At 69.5% G+C, this 19,366-nt stretch carries 11 protein-coding genes and 1 tRNA gene; 2 read left to right on the forward strand and 10 right to left on the reverse strand.

Features of this window, described 5'->3' with window-relative positions:
- Window positions 1–328: 328 nt before the first annotated feature.
- The 9 genes from ACH4SP_RS38520 to ACH4SP_RS38560 form a co-directional block, all read right to left on the reverse strand.
- Window positions 329–802 (reverse strand): Dps family protein, encoded by a 474-nt coding sequence (locus tag ACH4SP_RS38520; RefSeq protein ID WP_398422419.1) that lies wholly within the window; start codon window positions 800–802, stop codon window positions 329–331.
- Window positions 803–1,022: 220 nt separating this feature from the next.
- The gene (locus ACH4SP_RS38525) at window positions 1,023–1,418 is read right to left on the reverse strand and encodes a helix-turn-helix domain-containing protein (protein ID WP_398422421.1); all 396 of its coding nucleotides are present in this window, start codon (window positions 1,416–1,418) and stop codon (window positions 1,023–1,025) included.
- 109 nt (window positions 1,419–1,527) lie between these two features.
- Entirely contained in the window at window positions 1,528–2,016 is a 489-nt protein-coding gene (locus tag ACH4SP_RS38530; RefSeq protein WP_398422457.1) for a CinA family protein, read from the reverse strand.
- Window positions 2,017–2,210: 194 nt separating this feature from the next.
- On the reverse strand, window positions 2,211–2,870 hold the full coding sequence (gene pgsA, locus ACH4SP_RS38535; protein WP_398422423.1) for a CDP-diacylglycerol--glycerol-3-phosphate 3-phosphatidyltransferase: 660 nt from the start codon (window positions 2,868–2,870) through the stop codon (window positions 2,211–2,213).
- Window positions 2,867–4,366: a 30S ribosomal protein S12 methylthiotransferase RimO gene (gene rimO, locus ACH4SP_RS38540; RefSeq protein ID WP_398422425.1), complete on the reverse strand. Its 1,500-nt coding sequence runs from the start codon at window positions 4,364–4,366 to the stop codon at window positions 2,867–2,869. Before rimO ends, pgsA begins: the two co-directional genes overlap by 4 nt.
- A gap of 151 nt (window positions 4,367–4,517) precedes the next feature.
- The gene (locus ACH4SP_RS38545) at window positions 4,518–5,351 is read right to left on the reverse strand and encodes a helix-turn-helix domain-containing protein (RefSeq protein WP_398422427.1); all 834 of its coding nucleotides are present in this window, start codon (window positions 5,349–5,351) and stop codon (window positions 4,518–4,520) included.
- A gap of 277 nt (window positions 5,352–5,628) precedes the next feature.
- Window positions 5,629–8,502: a DNA translocase FtsK gene (locus tag ACH4SP_RS38550; RefSeq protein WP_398422429.1), complete on the reverse strand. Its 2,874-nt coding sequence runs from the start codon at window positions 8,500–8,502 to the stop codon at window positions 5,629–5,631.
- Window positions 8,503–8,668: 166 nt separating this feature from the next.
- A complete protein-coding gene (locus ACH4SP_RS38555; protein ID WP_362430023.1) occupies window positions 8,669–9,352 on the reverse strand; it encodes a response regulator in 684 nt (227 codons plus the stop codon).
- Between the two features lie 286 nt (window positions 9,353–9,638).
- Entirely contained in the window at window positions 9,639–15,038 is a 5,400-nt protein-coding gene (locus ACH4SP_RS38560) for a HAMP domain-containing protein (RefSeq protein ID WP_398422431.1), read from the reverse strand.
- 384 nt (window positions 15,039–15,422) lie between these two features.
- Between ACH4SP_RS38560 and ACH4SP_RS38565 the strand changes: the two genes are divergently transcribed.
- Window positions 15,423–18,062 carry a SpoIIE family protein phosphatase gene (locus ACH4SP_RS38565; RefSeq protein WP_398422434.1) on the forward strand — a complete coding sequence of 880 codons (2,640 nt, stop codon included), beginning with the start codon at window positions 15,423–15,425 and terminating at the stop codon, window positions 18,060–18,062.
- A gap of 97 nt (window positions 18,063–18,159) precedes the next feature.
- On the opposite strand, the gene ACH4SP_RS38570 is transcribed toward ACH4SP_RS38565, so the two are convergent.
- Window positions 18,160–18,232: transfer RNA gene (locus tag ACH4SP_RS38570), tRNA-Thr, on the reverse strand.
- A gap of 104 nt (window positions 18,233–18,336) precedes the next feature.
- Between ACH4SP_RS38570 and ACH4SP_RS38575 the strand changes: the two genes are divergently transcribed.
- On the forward strand, window positions 18,337–19,266 hold the full coding sequence (locus ACH4SP_RS38575; RefSeq protein WP_398422436.1) for an alpha/beta hydrolase family esterase: 930 nt from the start codon (window positions 18,337–18,339) through the stop codon (window positions 19,264–19,266).
- Window positions 19,267–19,366 lie beyond the last annotated feature (100 nt).

The raw sequence follows: 19,366 nt of genomic DNA on the forward strand, positions 1-19,366 counted from the left end.
AGCCGAAGCACCGCCCACCACCACACCCCGCCCAACACCAGCCCCAGTGTCCCCAGCAGCAACACCCAACGCCCCCGCGGCCCCCGGCTCCCCCAGAACTCGCGCCGCACCATGGCTGCCTCCTCCGGCCGACGCTAGACGCGGGCAATCCCGTACGGGAGGGCGCACCGGGTGCACCGGGAGCGCCGAATGCATCGGGAGCGCCCGAAGCACTCACCGCGCACCGGGCACACATCCAACCCCGTACGACTCAGACCCAGACCCTGGCTCAGCCTCAGCCCCAGACCCAGGACCAGACCCAGACTCACACCGCCACACACCCCACGCCCTACGCCGCACTCTCCGCCTGGAACATCCAGGCATGCTTCTCCAGGTCGGCCGTCAGCCCGATGATCAGGTCCTGGGTCACCGGGTCCGGATCGCCGGTCACGTCGATGCGCTCGCGCATCCCGACGATCACCGCGCCGAGCGCGTCCACCAGGATCCGCACCGCGTCGGTGTCCTTGATCCAGCCCGTCGGCGTCTCCTTGACGGCGCTCGAAGCGGAGACCGTAGCGGCCCGCCCGTCCGGGTTGATCCCGAGCGCGGAGGCCCGCTCGGCGACCGAGTCGGAGTGCAGTCGCGCCGAAGCCACCACGTCGTCGAGCTGAAGGTGCACGGAACGGAATCGCGGTCCCACCACGTTCCAGTGGACCTGCTTGGCGACGAGCGACAGGTCCACCAGATCCACCAGCGCCCCCTGCAGCGCCTCGCCGACCACCTTGAGGTCGGCCTCGGGCAGGGTGCTCTTCACGACAGACATGCAGCGTCCTCCTCAGACATCACAGAAACCTGCATCAGCACCCCCAACCCTGCCACAACTGATCCAATTCGGTTATTCAGGGTAAGAAAGCGACCAAAACGAAGCGGCACCCTCGCGAGGAACGCAAAAAGCCGGAGCCCCGGCCGACCCGCAGAACGGGATCGGCCGGGGCTCCGGCACAGGCAGCACCACTTCAGTACAGGCAGCACTACTTCATTCGCTAGGCAGCGACGACGTCCACCGCTTCCGCAGGTGCCTTGATCGTCACTCGCTCGGTCGGCACACCGGACACACCGGTCACCGACGTCACAGAGACCGAATTGAGCATCGGTCGTACTGGCTGGCGCACCGGCGTCTCGCCGGCCGCAGCCGACGCAGCCAGTTCGGCCAGGGAGAGTTCGTCGCTCACTTCCCGCATGAGCTCGGACATCCGTACATCAAGCGCGTCGCAGATCGCGGAAAGCAGCTCGGAGGATGCCTCCTTCTGCCCCCGCTCCACCTCGGAGAGATAGCCGAGCGAAACCCGGGCGGACGAGGAGACTTCGCGCAGAGTACGGCCCTGGCGCTGGCGCTGCCGACGCAGCACGTCACCCAGCAGGCGACGGAGCAGAATCATCGGTGGCTCCCTCCTCGGACCGCGTAGCCGCATCCTTCACGCCCCACCGTACCGCCTCGCGGTGCGGCCGTGCGGGGAGCGATGTCGTGTTCACTCAGGGCTGCAAACATCAAGTTCCCCCGTTGTGTTCCGTATCCTGTGCCCGCACATTTTCGACCAGTTCACCTGCGAGCAGCTCGAAGACTTCCCGCACACTCTCTCTACGAATGTCCGCACGGCTGCCGTTCAACCGCAGTGCGGCCACTTTCCCGGCCCCGCCGGGCCCCGCGACCGCCACGAAAACCGTGCCGACGGGCTGTCCGTCCTGCGGCTCGGGCCCCGCGACGCCGGTCGTGGAGATCCCCCAGTCGGCTCCCAGCACCCGGCGTACACCCTCCGCCATCTGCTGCGCGACCCCGGCGTCCACCGCGCCGCGCTCCCGCAGCAGGTCCGGCGCGACGCCGAGGAGGTCCCGCTTCAGCTCGGTCGCGTAGGCGGTCACGGATCCCCGGAAAACCTTCGAGGCCCCGGGCACGCCCGTGAGCGCGCCCGCCACCAGTCCCCCGGTCAGCGACTCGGCGACGGCGAGGGTCTCACCCCGCGCACCCAGCGCCGCCAGAACCCCGGCGGCACTCTCCGCGCCCGGCCCGGAAGCCGGATCCCGCTCAGAAGCCGCACCCGGCCCGGAGACCGGACCAGAAGAAGGGCCGGAACCAGAAGAAGGGCCGGAACCCGACGAAGGGCCGGAACCCGAAGAAGGACCGGAACCGGCACCAGATCCGGCACCGGAACCGCCCGAAGAAGAACCAGAACTCACCGAGCGGCCCGCTCCGCCGCGAGCCCCGCCCGCCGCAGCACGATCGCCTGTCGTACGTAATCCAGCCCGGTGACCACCGTCAGCACCACGGCCACCGCCATCACCCACCACCGGAACGTGGCCAGCGGCCCGGTCAGCACGAGCACGTACATGCCCACCGCCGTGCCCTGCGCGAGCGTCTTCATCTTGCCGCCGCGGCTGGCCGGAATCACCCCGTGCCTGATCACCCAGAACCGCATCAGCGTGATCCCGAGCTCGCGGAAGAGAATCACCCCGGTCACCCACCACGACAGGTCACCGAGCCCCGACAGACAGATCAGGCCCGCCGCCATGATCGCCTTGTCAGCGATCGGGTCGGCGATCTTCCCGAAGTCCGTGACCAGGTTGTACGTACGCGCCAGATGTCCGTCGAAGACGTCCGTGATCATGGCGACGGCGAACGCCGCCCAGGCCCACGCCCGCCAGATCGGGTCGTACCCGCCGTCGGCGAGCAGCAGCATCACGAAGCCCGGCACGAGCACCAGCCGCAGCATCGTCAGGATGTTGGCGATGTTCCACAGACTGGCCTGACTCACGGCCGCGGCTCCCAGCTTTCCGCCGGTCACCGGCGTCGACCTGCCGGTACCGCCCGTCGCGGACGCCGGGATTCCGCTCATCTGGCCGCCTCCTCAGGGACCTCGCTGGTGCTGCCGTCGCCTGCACCGGGCAGCGGCTCGGCGACGAGGTCCACGCCCTCGGTACCGACCACCTTTGCCACGACCATACGACCGGGCGTCAAGCCGTGGCTGGTCGTGAAGACCACCTGGCCGTCCGTCTCCGGCGCCTGGTGCGCCGCACGGCCGATCGCACCGTCTTCCTCGTCGATGGACTCGACGAGCACCTCCAGCGTCTCGCCGAGCCGCTCCTCCGCCCGCTGGGCGGTGAGCTCCTCCGCGAGCCGGGAGATGTGCGCGAGCCGCTCCGCGATCGTGTCCGCGTCGAGCTTCTTCTCGTACGTGAGCGCCTCGGTTCCCTCTTCGTCCGAGTAGCCGAACACGCCGATGGCATCCAGGCGCGCACCGGTGAGGAAGCGTTCCAGCTCCGCGAAGTCCTCCTCGGACTCGCCGGGGAAGCCCACGATGAAGTTGGACCGCACACCGGCCTGCGGCGCCTTGCTGCGAATGGTTTCGAGCAGCTCCCAGAACTGCTCGGTGGACCCGAAGCGGCGCATCGCACGCAGCACACCGGGCGCCGAGTGCTGGAAGGACAGGTCGAAGTACGGGGCGACCTTCGGCGTCGACGTCAGGACGTCGATCAGGCCGGGCCGCATCTCGGCGGGCTGGAGGTAGCTGACCCGCACCCGCTCGATGCCCTCGACCTCGGCCAGCTCGGGCAGCAGGGTCTCCAGGAGCCGGATGTCACCGAGGTCCTTGCCGTACGAGGTGTTGTTCTCGGAGACCAGCATGACCTCCTTGACGCCCTGCTCGGCCAGCCAGCGCGTCTCCTGGAGCACGTCGCTGGGGCGCCGCGAGATGAAGGAGCCGCGGAAGGACGGAATGGCGCAGAACGAGCAGCGCCGGTCGCAGCCGGACGCCAGCTTCACCGAGGCGACCGGGCTGGTGCCCAGGCGGCGGCGCAGCGGCGCGCGCGGGCCCGACACGGGGGCGACGCCTTCCGGCAGGTCCGCGGGGGCCGGAGCGGCCTCCTGCGCGTGCCCCGGCAGCGAGACGTCGGCGGACTGGCGCTCGGCGGGGCTGATCGGGAGCAGCTTGCGCCGGTCGCGCGGGGTGTGGGCCTCGACACTGCCACCGTTGAGGATGGTCTGGAGGCGGTTGGAGATGTCGGCGTAGTCGTCGAAGCCGAGGACGCCGTCGGCTTCCGGCAGAGCCTCCGCGAGGTCCTTGCCGTACCGCTCGGCCATGCAGCCCACGGCGACGACGGCCTGGGTCCTGCCGTGATCCTTCAGATCGTTGGCTTCGAGCAGGGCGTCGACGGAGTCCTTCTTGGCGGCCTCGACGAATCCGCAGGTGTTGACGACTGCGACGTCCGCGTCCGAGGCGTTCTCTACGAGGTCCCAGCCGTCCGCTGCCAAGCGGCCTGCCAGCTCCTCCGAGTCCACCTCGTTACGGGCGCAGCCAAGAGTGACAAGGGCGACGGTGCGGCGTTCGGGCATGGACTCAAGACTACTTTGTCCCGGCGCACACCCGGGCCGCGAGGGGCCGTCACGGCGCCCCTCGCGGAACTACCCCTTCCCGACCTGCGACGACGTACGGACGGGAGGTACGACAGGACCCGCGGCAGGACCTACGGCGAACAGCCTCGGATCAGCCGGCCGCGGGGTCGCCCTTCGTGTAGGTGAGCCGCTCGACCTGGCCCGGCCGGAAGTCGTCCTGGACCTCCTTGCCGTTCACGAACAGCTGGATCGCGTCGGCGTCGCCGAGCACCACGTCGAGCTGCTCGGGGTCGGTGAAGGTCTTCGACTCGCCCCTCTTGAGGAATCCGTCGAAGAGCAGCCGGCCGTTCTGCGCCCTGGCGGAGACCCAGCTCTTGCTGCCGGTCGCCACCATCTTCACCGTGACGCGGTCCTTCGGGGCGGCCGCGATGGCGCTGTCCGTCGGGTCGGGCTTGGGGTCGGCGGGCTTGACGGGGGTCTTGGTGGGAGTGGGCTTCGGGGCAGGCGCGGTGGCGGTGGCACCCTCGGCAACGCTCCGAGTGGCGCTCGGCTTGTCGTTGCCGCTGAACATCGTGAAGCCGACGAAGCCGACCACCGCGACGATCGCCGCGACCATCGCGGCGGTCCAGTTGGGCCTGCGCGGCTCTGGCCTGATCCGCTCCGCCTCGAAGAGCGGGGCGGCGGGCGTCGGTGCGGGCCGCCCGCCGTGTTCGCCGTCGTACTGCGCGACGAGTGCGGAAGGATCGAGTCCGACCGCGCTCGCGAGCGTACGGATGTGGCCACGGGCGTAGACGTCGCCGCCGCAGCGGGAGAAGTCGTCCGCCTCGATGGCGTGGACGATCGGAATGCGCACCCGGGTCGACGTACTGACTTCATCGACCGTCAGACCTGCGGCGATCCGGGCCTGCTGGAGTGCACGACCGATCGAGGGCCGGTCGTCTTCAGGTGCGTTGCCGGGAGAGTCTGGAGAGTTGCCGATGGACACGGGGGCGCCTTTCGAGCGTGAGCCACCTGCTGGAGGTTCAGTCTAGGGGGGTGACGAAAGGGTGGGGCAAGCGGGAGAGCCGTCTTTGTACGCCATCGGAACGGCCCGGCACCCCGGAGGCACCGCAGCGCCGCCCGCGGTTCCACCACAGACGGACCATGACGCCTCCCTCCCCTCAACTGGACGTACGCGCAAGGGAAACGGTTGCCTCTGTTTTCTTACGAGTGAGTCCTGTCGGCTCGTACGGAGCACGGCCCTCCGCACACGGAGCAGGGCCCTAGGAAGGAGCCTCTCCCCGGATCACGTCCAGTACGCCATCCAGCTCGTCCGGCTTCACGAGAACGTCGCGCGCCTTGGACCCCTCGCTCGGCCCCACGATGCCCCTGGACTCCATCAGGTCCATCAGCCGGCCCGCCTTCGCGAAGCCGACCCGCAGCTTGCGCTGGAGCATCGACGTGGACCCGAACTGAGTGGAAACGACCAGCTCAGCGGCCTGGCAGAGCAGATCGAGGTCGTCGCCGATGTCCTCGTCGATCTCCTTCTTCTGCTTGGTGCCGACCACCACGTCGTCCCGGAAGACCGGGGCCATCTGGTCCTTGCAGTGCTGGACGACGGCCGCGACCTCGTCCTCGGTGACGAAGGCGCCCTGCATACGGGTCGGCTTGTTGGCCCCCATCGGCAGGAAGAGGCCGTCTCCCTTGCCGATCAGCTTCTCGGCGCCCGGCTGGTCGAGGATGACCCGGCTGTCGGCGAGCGAGGACGTGGCGAAGGCGAGCCGGGACGGCACGTTCGCCTTGATCAGACCGGTCACGACGTCCACCGAAGGACGCTGCGTGGCGAGCACCAGATGGATGCCGGCCGCTCGGGCCAACTGGGTGATGCGGACGATCGAGTCCTCGACGTCGCGCGGCGCGACCATCATGAGGTCGGCCAGCTCGTCGACGATCACGAGCAGATACGGATAGGCCTGGAGATCCCGCTCGCTGCCCTCGGGCGTCTTGAGCTTGCCGCTGCGGACGGCCGCGTTGAAGTCGTCGATGTGCCGGTAGCCGAAGGCCGCCAGGTCGTCGTAGCGCAGGTCCATTTCCCGTACGACCCACTGCAGCGCCTCGGCGGCCCGCTTGGGGTTGGTGATGATCGGGGTGATCAGGTGCGGGATGCCCTCGTACGCGGTCAGCTCGACCCGCTTGGGGTCGACGAGCACCATCCGTACGTCCTCGGGGGTAGCCCTGACCATGATCGAGGTGATCAGGCAGTTGATGCAGGACGACTTTCCGGAACCGGTGGCTCCGGCGACCAGGACGTGCGGCATCTTCGCCAGGTTGGCCATCTCGTAGCCGCCCTCGACGTTCTTGCCGAGCGCCACCAGCATCGGGTGGTCGTCCTCGGCGGCGTCCGCGAGGCGGAGCACGTCGCCGAGGTTGACCATTTCGCGGTCACTGTTGGGGATCTCGATGCCGACGGCGGACTTGCCGGGGATCGGCGAGATGATCCGTACGTCCGGGGAGGCCACCGCGTACGCGATGTTCTTGGTCAGCGCGGTGATCTTCTCCACCTTGACGGCCGGGCCCAGCTCGACCTCGTAGCGGGTGACCGTCGGGCCTCGGGTGAAGCCGGTGACGGCCGCGTCGACCTTGAACTCCATGAAGACGTTGGACAGGGACTCGACGACCGCGTCGTTGGCGGCGCTGCGCGTCTTGCCGGGGCCGCCGCGCTCCAGCAGGTCCAGGGAGGGCAGGGAGTAGGTGATGTCGCCGGAGAGCTGGAGCTGCTCGGCGCGCGGCGGCAGCGTCGCGGACTCCTTCGGCGGCTCCTTGGTGAGGTCGGCGACGCGCGGCGGCGGGGAGTCCAGCCGGGCACCGACCGGACGCGCCCGTTCCGGCGCCTTGGCAGGAGGCTCCGACGGGGCGGACGGGGCTGAGGAACCGGACGGGGCGGGCGGGGCTGCCGGCACGGCCTCCCGTGCCGACGGCACGGACGACGTCCGCTCCTGCTCCTGCGAGACCCCCTGCGTGAGGTCGGCGACGATCGGCGACGGCGGCAGCCCGTTCATCACCGCCCCGTCGAGCGCTGCGGCGGCGGCCGCGGCCACGTCCACCGCGTCCAGCGGCCGGGCGAACTGCGAGGGCTGCACGGAGGGCGCTCTGCGGGGCCTGCGGCGCCTTCCCAGCGCCTCCTCCTCCGCCGCGTCCGGGTCGTGCTCCGGCGCTTCGCTCCGGCGCGCGGAGGGCCGCTGCGAGCCCGCCGGAAGCGCCTCGCGCCACTGCTCCTCGTAGCGCTCGTCGTCCTCGTGCTGCGCGGCTGCCGGATCCGGCCGCGCCTCGACGATCCCGAGCCGGACACCGAGCTGCCGCAGCCGCTGCGGAATCGCGTTGACCGGCGTCGCCGTGACCACCAGCAGCCCGAACACCGTCAGGAGCAGCAGCAGCGGTACGGCCAGCACCTCACCCATCGTGAAGGTCAGCGGCACCGAGGCCGCCCAGCCGATCAGCCCGCCCGCGTCCTGCATCGCGTCGCTGCCGTCGCCGCGGCCGGGCGAACCGCACGCGATGTGCACCTGCCCGAGCACACCGATCACCAGCGCGGACAGCCCGATGACGATCCGTCCGTTGGCCTCGGGCCGCTCCGGATGCATGATCAGCCGTACGCCCATGACGCCGAGCAGCAGCGGCACGAGCAGGTCGAGCCGGCCGAAGGCGCCGGTGATCAGCATCTCCACCAGATCGCCGACAGGGCCGCGCAGATGCGCCCAGGTCCCGGCCGCGACGATCAGCGCGAGGCCGAGCAGCAGCAGTGCGAGCCCGTCCTTGCGGTGCGCCGGGTCGAGACCCTTCGCGCCACGCCCTATGCCGCGGAACATCGCCCCGACCCCGTGCGCGAGGCCCAGATAGGCGCCGCGCGCAAGCTTGTAGACGCCCCCGGTCGGGGACGGCGCGGGCTTGGGCGCGGGCCTGGCCGCCTTCTTGGCGGGGGCCTTCTTCGCCGGAGCGGACTTCTTCGCCGCGGGTTTCGCCGCGGTCTTCTTCACCGGTGGTTTCGCGGCGGCCTTGGCGGGCGCCGCCTTCTTCGCAGCGCCCGGCGTACGACCGGCGCGCGGCTTCGCGGTGCCCGTCGTGCCCTGGGAACCCTTGCCGGACGTACGTGAGGCCATGGGGCTAGAGGTTACCGGTGGAGACGCCAACCGACACGTGTGCCTCCCGCATCACCCGTACGTGTCGCCCTTTGCGCAGAAGGAGATTGACACACCGACAGTCCCGCATCCGATGCCGCGACTGCCCCGCGGCTGACACAGCGCCGGCCACGGGACTGCCGCACCGTCAGTTCTGCGACGGGAGTGTCCCCGTGCCCCCGCCCGTGCCCGGCTCAAGTGCGTCGAGCGCCCGGCGCAGGCCGGTCAGTTTGCGCTCCAGATGTGCGGCGGTGGCGACGGCCGCGGCATCCGCCGAGTCGTCGTCGAGCTGCTTGGAGAGCGCCTCCGCCTGCTCCTCGACCGCCGCGAGCCGTGCGGACAGCTCGGCCAGGAGACCGACGGGCTCCTTGACCGCTCCCGCGTCCGCCCGGTTCGTACCCTCCAACTGGAGGCGCAGCAGCGCCGCTTGCTCCCGCAGCTGACAGTTCTTCATGTACAGCTCGACGAAGACCGAGACCTTGGCGCGGAGCACCCACGGGTCGAACGGCTTCGAGATGTAGTCCACCGCGCCGGCCGCGTAACCCCGGAAGGTGTGGTGCGGACCGTGGTTGATCGCGGTGAGGAAGATGATCGGAATGTCCCGCGTCCGTTCCCGTCGCTTGATGTGCGCGGCGGTTTCGAATCCGTCCATGCCCGGCATCTGCACGTCCAGCAGGATGACCGCGAAGTCATCAGTAAGCAGTGCTTTGAGCGCTTCCTCCCCTGACGATGCCCTCACCAGTGTCTGATCGAGCGCGGAGAGAATGGCCTCCAGCGCCAACAGATTCTCCGGCCGGTCATCGACCAGGAGGATCTTGGCCTTCTGCACCATGGCCCGTCCTCCTCGCCCCGGCAGTGCACCGGGCGCCGCCCCGGAGGACGACTCCCTTGCGTCGCCCGTCCTTGTGCCGGTCATGGTAGCCGTACCCACCCGGTCGCCACACCCTGTCACCGCGATGTCACTGTGCACGTAGCAGAAACGCATCGGGAGACCAGAAGGTTCCCCGAATACCGTGCTCTCACACGCCGTCGGCCACAGTCAGTCAACACGACTGCCCGCGGCCGACGCCCGCTTGCCCCACCGTACGGTCACAGAAGTGCACCCACGGCGGACGGGTTCACTCCTCCCCGCGCATCCACTGTTCCATCACACCGAGCAGATGGTCCGGGTCGACCGGCTTCGTCACGTAGTCGGAAGCACCGGAGTCGATCGCCTTCTCCCGGTCGCCCTTCATCGCCTTGGCGGTCAGCGCGATGATCGGCAGCCCGGCGAACTGCGGCATCCTGCGGATCGCCGTCGTCGTCGCGTAACCGTCCATCTCCGGCATCATGATGTCCATCAGCACGACCGTCACATCGTCGTGCTGCTCCAGGACTTCGATGCCCTCGCGCCCGTTCTCCGCGTACAGCACCGAAAGGCCGTGCTGCTCCAGGACGCTGGTGAGCGCGAAGACATTGCGGATGTCGTCGTCGACGATCAGCACCTTCTCGCCGGAGAACCCGAAGGTCCGCCGCTCCTCGGGCGCCGAATCCTGACCCTGCTGCCCCACCCACGGATCCTGCGGCGTGCTGCTGCTCGCAGCCGCCATCGGCTGGCCGGGCAGCTCGGGCCGCTGCTCGGTCGCGCCGAGGGCCTTGCGGCGGCGCCGGAACAGTCCGGCGGGTCCGGTCTGCGGATCGTTGCGTACGACACCCAGGTGGTACGGGGCCTCCGCCGGCTCCGGAGCGTCCTGCGCCGCGGCCCGGCGCGGCAGTTCGAGCCCGCCGGGAGCGAGCTGCGGGTAGCCCTGGGGCGGGAGTTCACTCGGGTGCAGCGGCAGGTACAGCGTGAATGTCGAGCCGCGGCCCGGCTCGCTCGCCGCGTGGATCTCGCCCCCGAGGAGCCTGGCGATCTCCCGGCTGATCGACAGACCCAGGCCCGTACCGCCGTACTTCCGGCTGGTCGTGCCGTCGGCCTGCTTGAACGCCTCAAAGATGACGCGCATCTTGCTCGCCGCGATGCCGATCCCGGTGTCGGTGACCGAGAAGGCGATCAGGTCGCCGTCGACGTCCCGCAGCGATCCGGCTTCGAGCAGCTGCTCGCGGATCTCGTGCGGTACGTCGGCGTTGGCGGGCCTGATCACCAGCTCGACGGCACCGGTGTCGGTGAACTTCACCGCGTTGGACAGCAGGTTGCGCAGCACCTGGAGGAGGCGCTGCTCGTCGGTGTGCAGAGTCGCGGGCAGCTCCGGCGAGACCCGTACCGAGAAGTCGAGCCCCTTCTCCGCGGTGAGCGGCCGGAAGGTGGCCTCCACGTAGTCGACGAGCTGGACCAGGGCGATCCGGGTCGGCGACACGTCCATCTTGCCCGCCTCGACCTTGGACAGGTCGAGGATGTCGTTGATCAGCTGGAGCAGGTCGGACCCCGCGCCGTGGATCGTCTCGGCGAACTCGACCTGCTTCGGGGAGAGGTTCCCGTCGGCATTGTCGGCGAGCAACTTGGCCAGGATGAGCAGCGAGTTGAGCGGCGTGCGCAGCTCGTGCGACATGTTCGCCAGGAACTCCGACTTGTAGCGCATGGAGACCGCGAGCTGCTCGGCCCGCTCCTCCAGGACCTGCCGGGCCTCCTCGATCTCGGTGTTCTTCACCTCGATGTCGCGGTTCTGCCGGGCCAACTGCTCGGCCTTCTCCTCCAGTTCGGCGTTGGACTCCTGGAGGGCCTTCTGCCGGTTCTCCAACTCCTCGGAGCGTTCGCGCAGTTGCTCGGTCAGCTCCTGCGACTGCTCCAGCAGGACCTCGGTCTTCGTATTGACGCTGATGGTGTTGACGCTGGTCGCGATCATTTCCGCGATCTGGTTCAGGAAGTCCTTCTGGATGTGCGTGAACGGCTGGAACGACGCCAGCTCGATCACACCGAGGACCTGCCCCTCGAAGACCACCGGCAGCACGATCACATGCGCCGGCGGTGCCTCCCCGAGCCCCGAGGAGATCTTGAGGTATCCCTCCGGCACCCGCACCTGGATGGTCCGCTTCTCCTCCGCGGCCGTCCCGATGAGGGTCTCCCCCGGCCGGAACACGGTCGGCATCGAGCCCGCCGAGTACCCGTAACTCCCGCGCATCCGCAGCTGGTACGGGCTGTCCGTCTCCGCACCGACCTCGGCGCCCTTGACCGCCGACGCCCCCGAGGGCAGCGCCAGGAAGAAGGCGCCCTGCTGTGCCGCGACCACCGGAGTCAGCTCGCTCATAATGAGCGACGCCACGTCGTCGAGGTCCCGGCGGCCCTGCATCAGACCGGAGATCCGGGCCAGGTTGCCCTTGAGCCAGTCCTGCTCCTGGTTGGTCTGGGTGGTGTCGCGCAGGTTGGCGATCATGGTGTTGATGTTGTCCTGGAGCTCCTGGATCTCGCCCCTGGCATCCACGTCGATCTTCAGGCTGTGGTCGCCGCGGGTGACCGCGGTGGCGACGGCCGCGATGGCCCGCACCTGACGGGTCAGGTTCCCGGCCATCTCGTTCACCGACTCGGTGAGGTCGCGCCACGTACCGTCGACGTCCCGCACCCGCGCCTGACCGCCCAGCTGCCCGTCGGTGCCCACCTCGCGGGCCACCCTGGTGACCTGGTCGGCGAACGACGACAGCTGGTCGACCATCGTGTTGATGGTGTCCTTCAGGTCCTGGATCTCGCCGCGGGCGTCGATGTCGATCTTCTTGGTGAGGTCGCCCTTGGCGATGGCGGTGGTGACGGTCGCGATCTGCCGCACCTGGCCGGTCAGGTTGGAGGCCATCGAGTTCACCGACTCGGTCAGGTCCTTCCACGTACCCGCGACTCCGGGTACGCGCGCCTGGCCGCCCAGCTCGCCCTGCGTGCCCACCTCGCGGGCCACCCGGGTCACCTCGTCGGCGAACGACGACAGCGTCCGCACCATCGTGTTCACCGTGTCGGCCAGCTCGGCGACCTCGCCGCGCGCCTCGACGGTGACCTTCTTCGTCAGGTCTCCGTTGGCGACCGCGGACGAGACCCGGGAGATGTTGCGCACCTGGGACGTCAGGTTGTTCGCCATGAAGTTGACGTTGTCGGTGAGCTCCTTCCAGATGCCGGTGACCCCGCGCACCCGGGCCTGACCGCCGAGGATGCCCTCGGTGCCCACCTCGCGGGCCACCCGGGTCACCTCGTCGGCGAAGTTGGAGAGCTGGTCGACCATCGTGTTCACGGTCGTGACGAGGTCGAGGATCTCGCCCTTGGCGTCGACGGTGATCTTCTTCGACAGGTCGCCCGTGGCGACCGCGGTCGTGACCTCGGCGATGTTGCGCACCTGCGAAGTCAGGTTGTTCGCCATGAAGTTGACGGACTGGGTGAGGTCCTTCCAGGTACCGCTGACGCCCTGGACCTCGGCCTGCCCGCCGAGCATGCCCTCGGTGCCCACCTCCCGGGCCACCCGGGTCACCTGCTCCGCGAAGTTCGAGAGCTGGTCGACCATCGTGTTGAGGGTGTTCTTCAGCTCCAGGATCTCGCCGCGGGCGTCCACGTCGATCTTCTGCGACAGGTCACCGCGCGCCACCGCCGTGGCGACCTGCGCGATGTTGCGCACCTGGGCGGTGAGGTTCCCGGCCATGCCGTTCACCGAGTCCGTCAGATCGCGCCACACACCGGCGACGCCGGGCACCTGCGCCTGCCCGCCGAGCCGCCCCTCCGTACCCACGTCACGGGCGACCCGGGTCACCTGGTCCGCGAACGCGGACAGCTGGTCGACCATCGTGTTGATGGTGTTCTTCAGCTCCAGGATCTCGCCGCGGGCGTCCACGTCGATCTTCTGCGACAGGTCACCGCGCGCCACCGCCGTCGTGACCTGGGCGATCTGCCGCACCTGCGACGTCAGGTTCCCGGCCATGAAGTTGACGGAGTCGGTGAGTTCCTTCCACGTACCGCTGACGCCGTCGACGCGCGCCTGGCCGCCGAGCCGCCCCTCCGTGCCCACGTCGCGCGCCATCCGCGTGACCTGGTCGGCGAACGACGACAGCTGGTCGACCATCGTGTTCACGGTGTTCTTGAGCTCCAGCATCTCGCCGGAGACGTCGACGGTGACCTTCTGCGACAGATCTCCGTTGGCGACCGCCGTCGTCACCTGCGCGATGTTCCGCACCTGGCCGGTGAGGTTGCGGAAGGCCGTATTGACCGAATCCGTCAGGTCCTTCCAGGTCCCCGCCGCACCCGGCACCTGCGCCTGACCACCCAGCTGCCCCTCGACACCGACCTCACGCGCCACCCGGGTCACTTCGGAACCGAAGGACTGCAGCTGCTCCACCATCGTGTTGACGGTGTTCTTCAGCTCCAGCATCTCGCCGGCCACGTCGACGGTGACCTTCTGCGTCATGTCGCCGTTGGCGACCGCCGTCGTCACCTGCGCGATGTTCCGCACCTGGTCCGTGAGGTTGCGGAAGGCCGTATTGACCGAATCCGTCAGGTCCTTCCAGGTCCCCGCCGCACCCGGCACCTGCGCCTGACCACCCAGCAGTCCCTCGCCGCCGACCTCGCTGGCGACCCGGGTCACCTCGTCCGCGAACGTACGCAGCGTCTCGGTCATCTGGTTGATCGTTTCGGCCAGCTGCGCGACCTCGCCGCGCGCGTTCACCGTGACCTTGCGCGACAGATCGCCGCTCGCGACCGCCGTCGTCACCTCCGCGATCCCGCGCACCTGAGACGTCAGGTTCCCGGCCATGAGATTGACCGAGTCCGTGAGGTCCTTCCACACCCCGGCCACCCCGGGCACCTGCGCCTGCCCGCCGAGCTCGCCCTCGGTGCCCACCTCGCGGGCCACCCGGGTCACTTCGGAGGAGAACGACGACAGCTGGTCCACCATCGTGTTCACGGTGTTCTTCAGCTGGAGCATCTCGCCGGCCACGTGCACCGTGACCTTGCGCGACAGATCGCCCTTGGCGACCGCCGTCGTCACCAGCGCGATGTCCCGGACCTGCGCGGTCAGCCGGTACGCCATCGTATTGACGGAGTCGGTGAGGTCCTTCCACGACCCGGACATGCCGCGCACCTGCGCCTGCCCGCCCAACTTGCCCTCGGTACCGACCTCCAGGGCGACCCGCGTCACCTCGTCGGTGAACGCGGACAGTTGGTCGACGAGGTTGTTGACCGTACGGCCGACCTTCAGGAACTCCCCGCGCAACGGATGCCCGGTCCCCTCCCCGGCCTGCGACCGCAGCTCCATCCGCTGCTCCAGGTCGCCCTCCGCCACCGCGGACAGCACCCTGCCGACCTCGGACACCGGTCGTACGAGGTCCTCGACGAGCGCGTTGGAAGCGTCGATCGCCGTCGCCCAGGAGCCCTCGCAGGCCCCGGTCTCCAGCCGTTCGGCCAGCTTGCCCTCCCGGCCGACCATGCGCCGTACCCGTGCCAGCTCGCCCGTCAGATGCAGATTCCGATCGGCCACCTCATTGAAGACAGCGGCGATCTCCGACATCACTCCGTCGCCGGAGACCGTCAGCCGCTTCCTGAAATTGCCGTCCCGCATCGACACCAAGGCGGTCAGCATGCGATTCAGCGCAGCCGTGTCCACCTCGGTTGTCCCATTGTTCCGGGACCGTCCGCCTTTTGTGCGCGTGCTCTTGCCCCGCGCCGCCACGCCAGACTCCACCGTGTCCCTCCCGCAGGGATCGACCGTATTTCCCAGGTCTTCGCTAGAAGCTTTCCCAGTCTTCCACCTTGACGCACCGCCGTGTCCGACAGTCGGTGCGTGACGCCCCCGACGTCAAATCGTTGAAGCGTACAGTCACCGCGCCGATTCCTCCCCCGCGCACACCCGGTCGCACCTTGTCAGGACGCAGTGGCACAGCACCGCGGCCGACGGTCTAGCCTGGCAGGGCGAATCGAAGCCGCGAGAAACGGGCACAGGACTCGGGGAAGCGACGAACACCACATGGGGAGTGCTGTGATCACGGCGCGGGCGGCTGCCACTTTCGACCCTGTCGGGCGGTCGGTCGCGACTGCCCGTGCATTCGTACGGGACACGCTCCAGGGCTGGGGGCATTCCGAGCTCGTCGACGACGCGGTGGTCCTCACCAGCGAACTCGTCACCAACGCCGTCGTCCACGCGGGCACCCAGGCCGACGTGCTGTGCCTGCGCACCGAGGACGGCATCCGCGTCGAGGTCGGCGACCGCTACCCGGAGCGCGAGGTCCCCCTCCAGGGCACCGGTCTCTCCCTCGGCGGCCCCGACCGCGAAGGCGGCCGCGGACTCCTCCTCTGCGCGGCCCTCGCCTCCAAGTGGGGCGTCGAGTACACGCCCACCCAGAAGCACGTCTGGTTCCAACTCGACCTCCCGCAGCGCCCGGTGGGCACCCGCCTCGCCGGCCCGGTCCTCGCCGACTCGATGCTCCCGGTCGCCGACGGCCGCATCCGCGTCGCGGTCGTCCAGATAGACCGCACCGGCGCCATCGCCTCCTGGAACGAGGACGCCGAGGACCTCTTCGGGTACGCACCCGAGCAGGTCACCGGCAAACCCCTCACCGACCTCGCCGCCTGGCCGCAGACCCCCGGCATCGGCACCGGCATCGCCGAGGCCCTCCAGATGTCCCGCTGGGAGGGCAGCTACGGCATCCGCGGCGAGGACGGCCGCGTCGTCCCGGTCTACGCCTCCCACCTGCGCGTCCGGGACAACGAGGGCGAGCCGTCCACCGTCTGCCTGCTGGTCCGTGACGTCGAGCGCGCCGTCCTGCAGACCCCGCAGCGCCCGCCGTCCGTCGACCCGGCGGGCGCCGGCCACCCCGAGGGCCGGGCCACCGACCCCTTCGAGGTCTTCATCGGCTCCCCCGCCCCCGACGACCTCGACGGCCTCCTCCAGCGCACGGTCGAACGCGCCCGCGACATGCTCGACGCGGACTCCGCCTTCCTCCTCCTCGCCACCGACGACGAGACCGAGCTGGAGGTACGCGCCACCACCGGCCTGCCCTCCGCCCGCCAGCGCTTCGCCCGCGTCCCCGTCGAGGCCGGCACCGGAAGATACGGCTCCGCCCGCATGCCCGCCGTCCACGAGGACCTCGCGGCCGTCCCCGGCGCCGTCCCGCTCCTCAACGGCACCGGCATGCGCTCCGTCGTCACCGTCCCCCTCAAGGTCGAAGGCCGCCTGACCGGCTCTCTCGGAGTCGCCGCCGAAGCGGCGGGCCGGTACACCAACGAGGAGGCCCTGCGCCTCCAGTTCGCCGCCGACCGCATCGCCCTCGCCGTCGAGTCCGCCCGCCTCGGCGAGCTGGAACGCCTCCGCCGCGGCTCCCTCTCCTTCCTCGTCGAGGCCTCCGACCTCCTGGCCGGCACCCTCGACCGCGACCAGACCCTCGCCCTCATGGCGCAGATGACGGTCCCCACCCTCGCCACCTGGTGCGCCGTCTACACGATCGCCGACCAGGCCTCGGACCCGTACCTCTCCTACGTCCTGCACGAGGACGAGGAGCGCATCGACGGCCTCAAGGCCCTGCTCTCCCGCATCAGCCCACCCGACCCGGTCCCCACCCCCGGCGCCCGCATCTGGAACGCGCCCGGCGAGGCCGCCCACCAGGCCGCCCTGCGCACCTCTATGAGGAGCCTCGGTCTCGGCTCGACCCCGCACCTGGGCTCGGGCATCGGCACCACCCTCGCCACCGCCTCCGCGGTCGGCGGCGAGACGGTGGTCCTCCCCCTGGTCGCCCGCAACCGCGTCATCGGCATGCTGACCCTCGGCAAGCCCACCGACGACCACTTCCGCCAGGAGATCCTCGAACTCGCCGAGGACCTCTCCCGCCGCGCCGCCCTCGCCCTGGACAACGCCCGCCTGTACTCGGAGCGCATGGCCATCAGCCAGTCCCTCCAGCGCAGCCTGCTCCCCCCGGAGCTCCCGCACGTCCCCAACGTCGAGGTCGAGGTCATCTACCGCGCCGCCGGCGAGGGCAACGAAGTGGGCGGCGACTTCTACGACGTCTTCCCGATCCGCGACGGCGCGTACGGCTTCGCCATCGGCGACGTCTGCGGTACGGGCCCCCAGGCCGCCGCAGTCACCGGCCTGGCCCGGCACGCCCTGCGCCTCCTCGCCCGCGAGGGCTTCGGCGGCCCTGCGGTCCTGGAGCGCCTCAACGCCGCCATCCTCGACGAGGGCGAACGCAGCCGCTTCCTGACCCTCCTCTACGGCGAGCTGTGGCCCCAGGAGGACGGCAGCTCCATCCTCAAGATCGTCTGCGCGGGCCACCCCCTCCCGCTCCGCCTCCGCCAGGACGGCACGGTCACCCCCGCCGCCGAACCGCAGCCCCTCCTCGGCGTCATGGAGGACCTGGAGCTCTACGAGGAGACCATCACCCTCGACCCCGGCGACGTCCTCCTGTGCGTCACGGACGGCATCACGGAGCGCCGCGAGGGCACCCGCATGCTCGGCGACGACGGCCTGGCCGAAGTCCTCGCCGGCTGTACGGGCCTGACCGCCGGAGCCGTCGCCGCACGCGTCCTGCGGGCAGTGGAACGCTTCGCCGCCGAACCGGCGTCCGACGACATGGCCATCCTCGCGATGCGCGTCCCGGAGCCCCTGAAGCAGTAACTCCCGTGCGGGTGGAGCGGATCCACCCGCACGCACCGGCACACACCGGCACACACGAAAGGCCCCCGCCAACCGGCGGGGGCCTTTCCGTTTACTGAGCCCCAATGCGGAATCGAACCGCAGACCTTCTCCTTACCATGGAGACGCTCTACCGACTGAGCTATTGGGGCCTCGTTGCGCTGCAGCAACGAGATAGATCATACCCATAAAACTGCGGAACTCCGAACCACCCATTCCTCTGGACCGCCCGCACTGCCGCTGCCACGATGCGCGCATGCGGACAAGCCCCGGCAAGGCCCTGCACGTATGCCTCGGGACGGCCACGCTGGCTCTCCTGCTGGCCGCAACCGGCTGCGGCGGTACGGACACCGAGCAGCCCTCCTCCCGCAAGGAGCCCTCGTCGTCGGCCCCGAGGGCGCAGCCCGAAGTCCCGCGCGCGGGCGACCAGAAGGTCACCACGACCTGGAAGGGAAAGCAGCGCGTCTACCGGGTGCACGCCCCGCCCGGCTACTCCCCCGCGAAGCGGCTCCCCGCTGTGGTGGCCATGCACATGTACCCGGGCGACGGCGAAGCCATCGCCTCCCTGAGCGGCCTCAGCAAGAAGGCCGACGCCAAGAACTTCCTGGTCGCCTACCCGGACGGTCTCAACAGCGGCTACAACGCGTTGACCTGCTGCGGCACCGAGGACGACGTCGGCTTCATCAAAGCCATGGTCCAACGTCTCACCAGCACCTGGAACGCCGACCCGGACCGCGTCTTCGCCACGGGCATCTCCAACGGCGCCGACATGTCCTTCAAGCTCGCCGTCGAAGCCCACGACCTCTTCGCGGCCGTCGCCCCGGTGAGCGGTGCCTTCTCCGGCAATGACCCGTCCGACGCCGCCTACGTCCCCAAGTCCCCTGTCTCGGTCATGACGTTCATCGGCGGACTCGACAGGGTCAAGCAGATGGCCGACGCCGGCATCAAGTCCTGGCAGGAACGCCTGAGTTGCAAGCCCGCACCGCCGCAGAAGCTCAAGAACGCCATCACGCGAACGGCGGCACAGTGCAAGAACGGAACAGACGTCGTCGTCTACAGCCTGCCGGAGATGGGCCACGCATGGCCCGGCGCCACGACAGGTTCCATGGGCGACGCGGAGGCCGGCGTCAATGCCACCGATCTGCTGTGGGACTTCTTCGCCGCCCATCCCAAGAGGCGCTCGTAAGAACTCCCCGTAAACGCAGAAAAGCCCCGCACCAGTTCCCTGGTACGGGGCTTTCCCACAATGATTGTTCGGCGGCGTCCTACTCTCCCACAGGGTCCCC

The sequence above is a fragment of the Streptomyces sp. NPDC021093 genome (assembly GCF_044333135.1).
Taxonomy (GTDB): Bacteria; Actinomycetota; Actinomycetes; order Streptomycetales; family Streptomycetaceae; genus Streptomyces.

Bases quoted from the DNA above. Each gene is read 5' to 3' on its own strand.
- ACH4SP_RS38550 (WP_398422429.1), bottom strand. From the start codon at position 8,502: ATGGCCTCACGTACGTCCGGCAAGGGTTCCCAGGGCACGACGGGCACC.
- ACH4SP_RS38575 (WP_398422436.1), top strand. From the start codon at position 18,337: ATGCGGACAAGCCCCGGCAAGGCCCTGCACGTATGCCTCGGGACGGCC.
- ACH4SP_RS38555 (WP_362430023.1), bottom strand. From the start codon at position 9,352: ATGGTGCAGAAGGCCAAGATCCTCCTGGTCGATGACCGGCCGGAGAAT.
- pgsA (WP_398422423.1), bottom strand. From the start codon at position 2,870: ATGAGCGGAATCCCGGCGTCCGCGACGGGCGGTACCGGCAGGTCGACG.
- ACH4SP_RS38560 (WP_398422431.1), bottom strand. From the start codon at position 15,038: ATGCTGACCGCCTTGGTGTCGATGCGGGACGGCAATTTCAGGAAGCGG.
- rimO (WP_398422425.1), bottom strand. From the start codon at position 4,366: ATGCCCGAACGCCGCACCGTCGCCCTTGTCACTCTTGGCTGCGCCCGT.
- ACH4SP_RS38565 (WP_398422434.1), top strand. From the start codon at position 15,423: ATGGGGAGTGCTGTGATCACGGCGCGGGCGGCTGCCACTTTCGACCCT.
- ACH4SP_RS38520 (WP_398422419.1), bottom strand. From the start codon at position 802: ATGTCTGTCGTGAAGAGCACCCTGCCCGAGGCCGACCTCAAGGTGGTC.
- ACH4SP_RS38525 (WP_398422421.1), bottom strand. From the start codon at position 1,418: ATGATTCTGCTCCGTCGCCTGCTGGGTGACGTGCTGCGTCGGCAGCGC.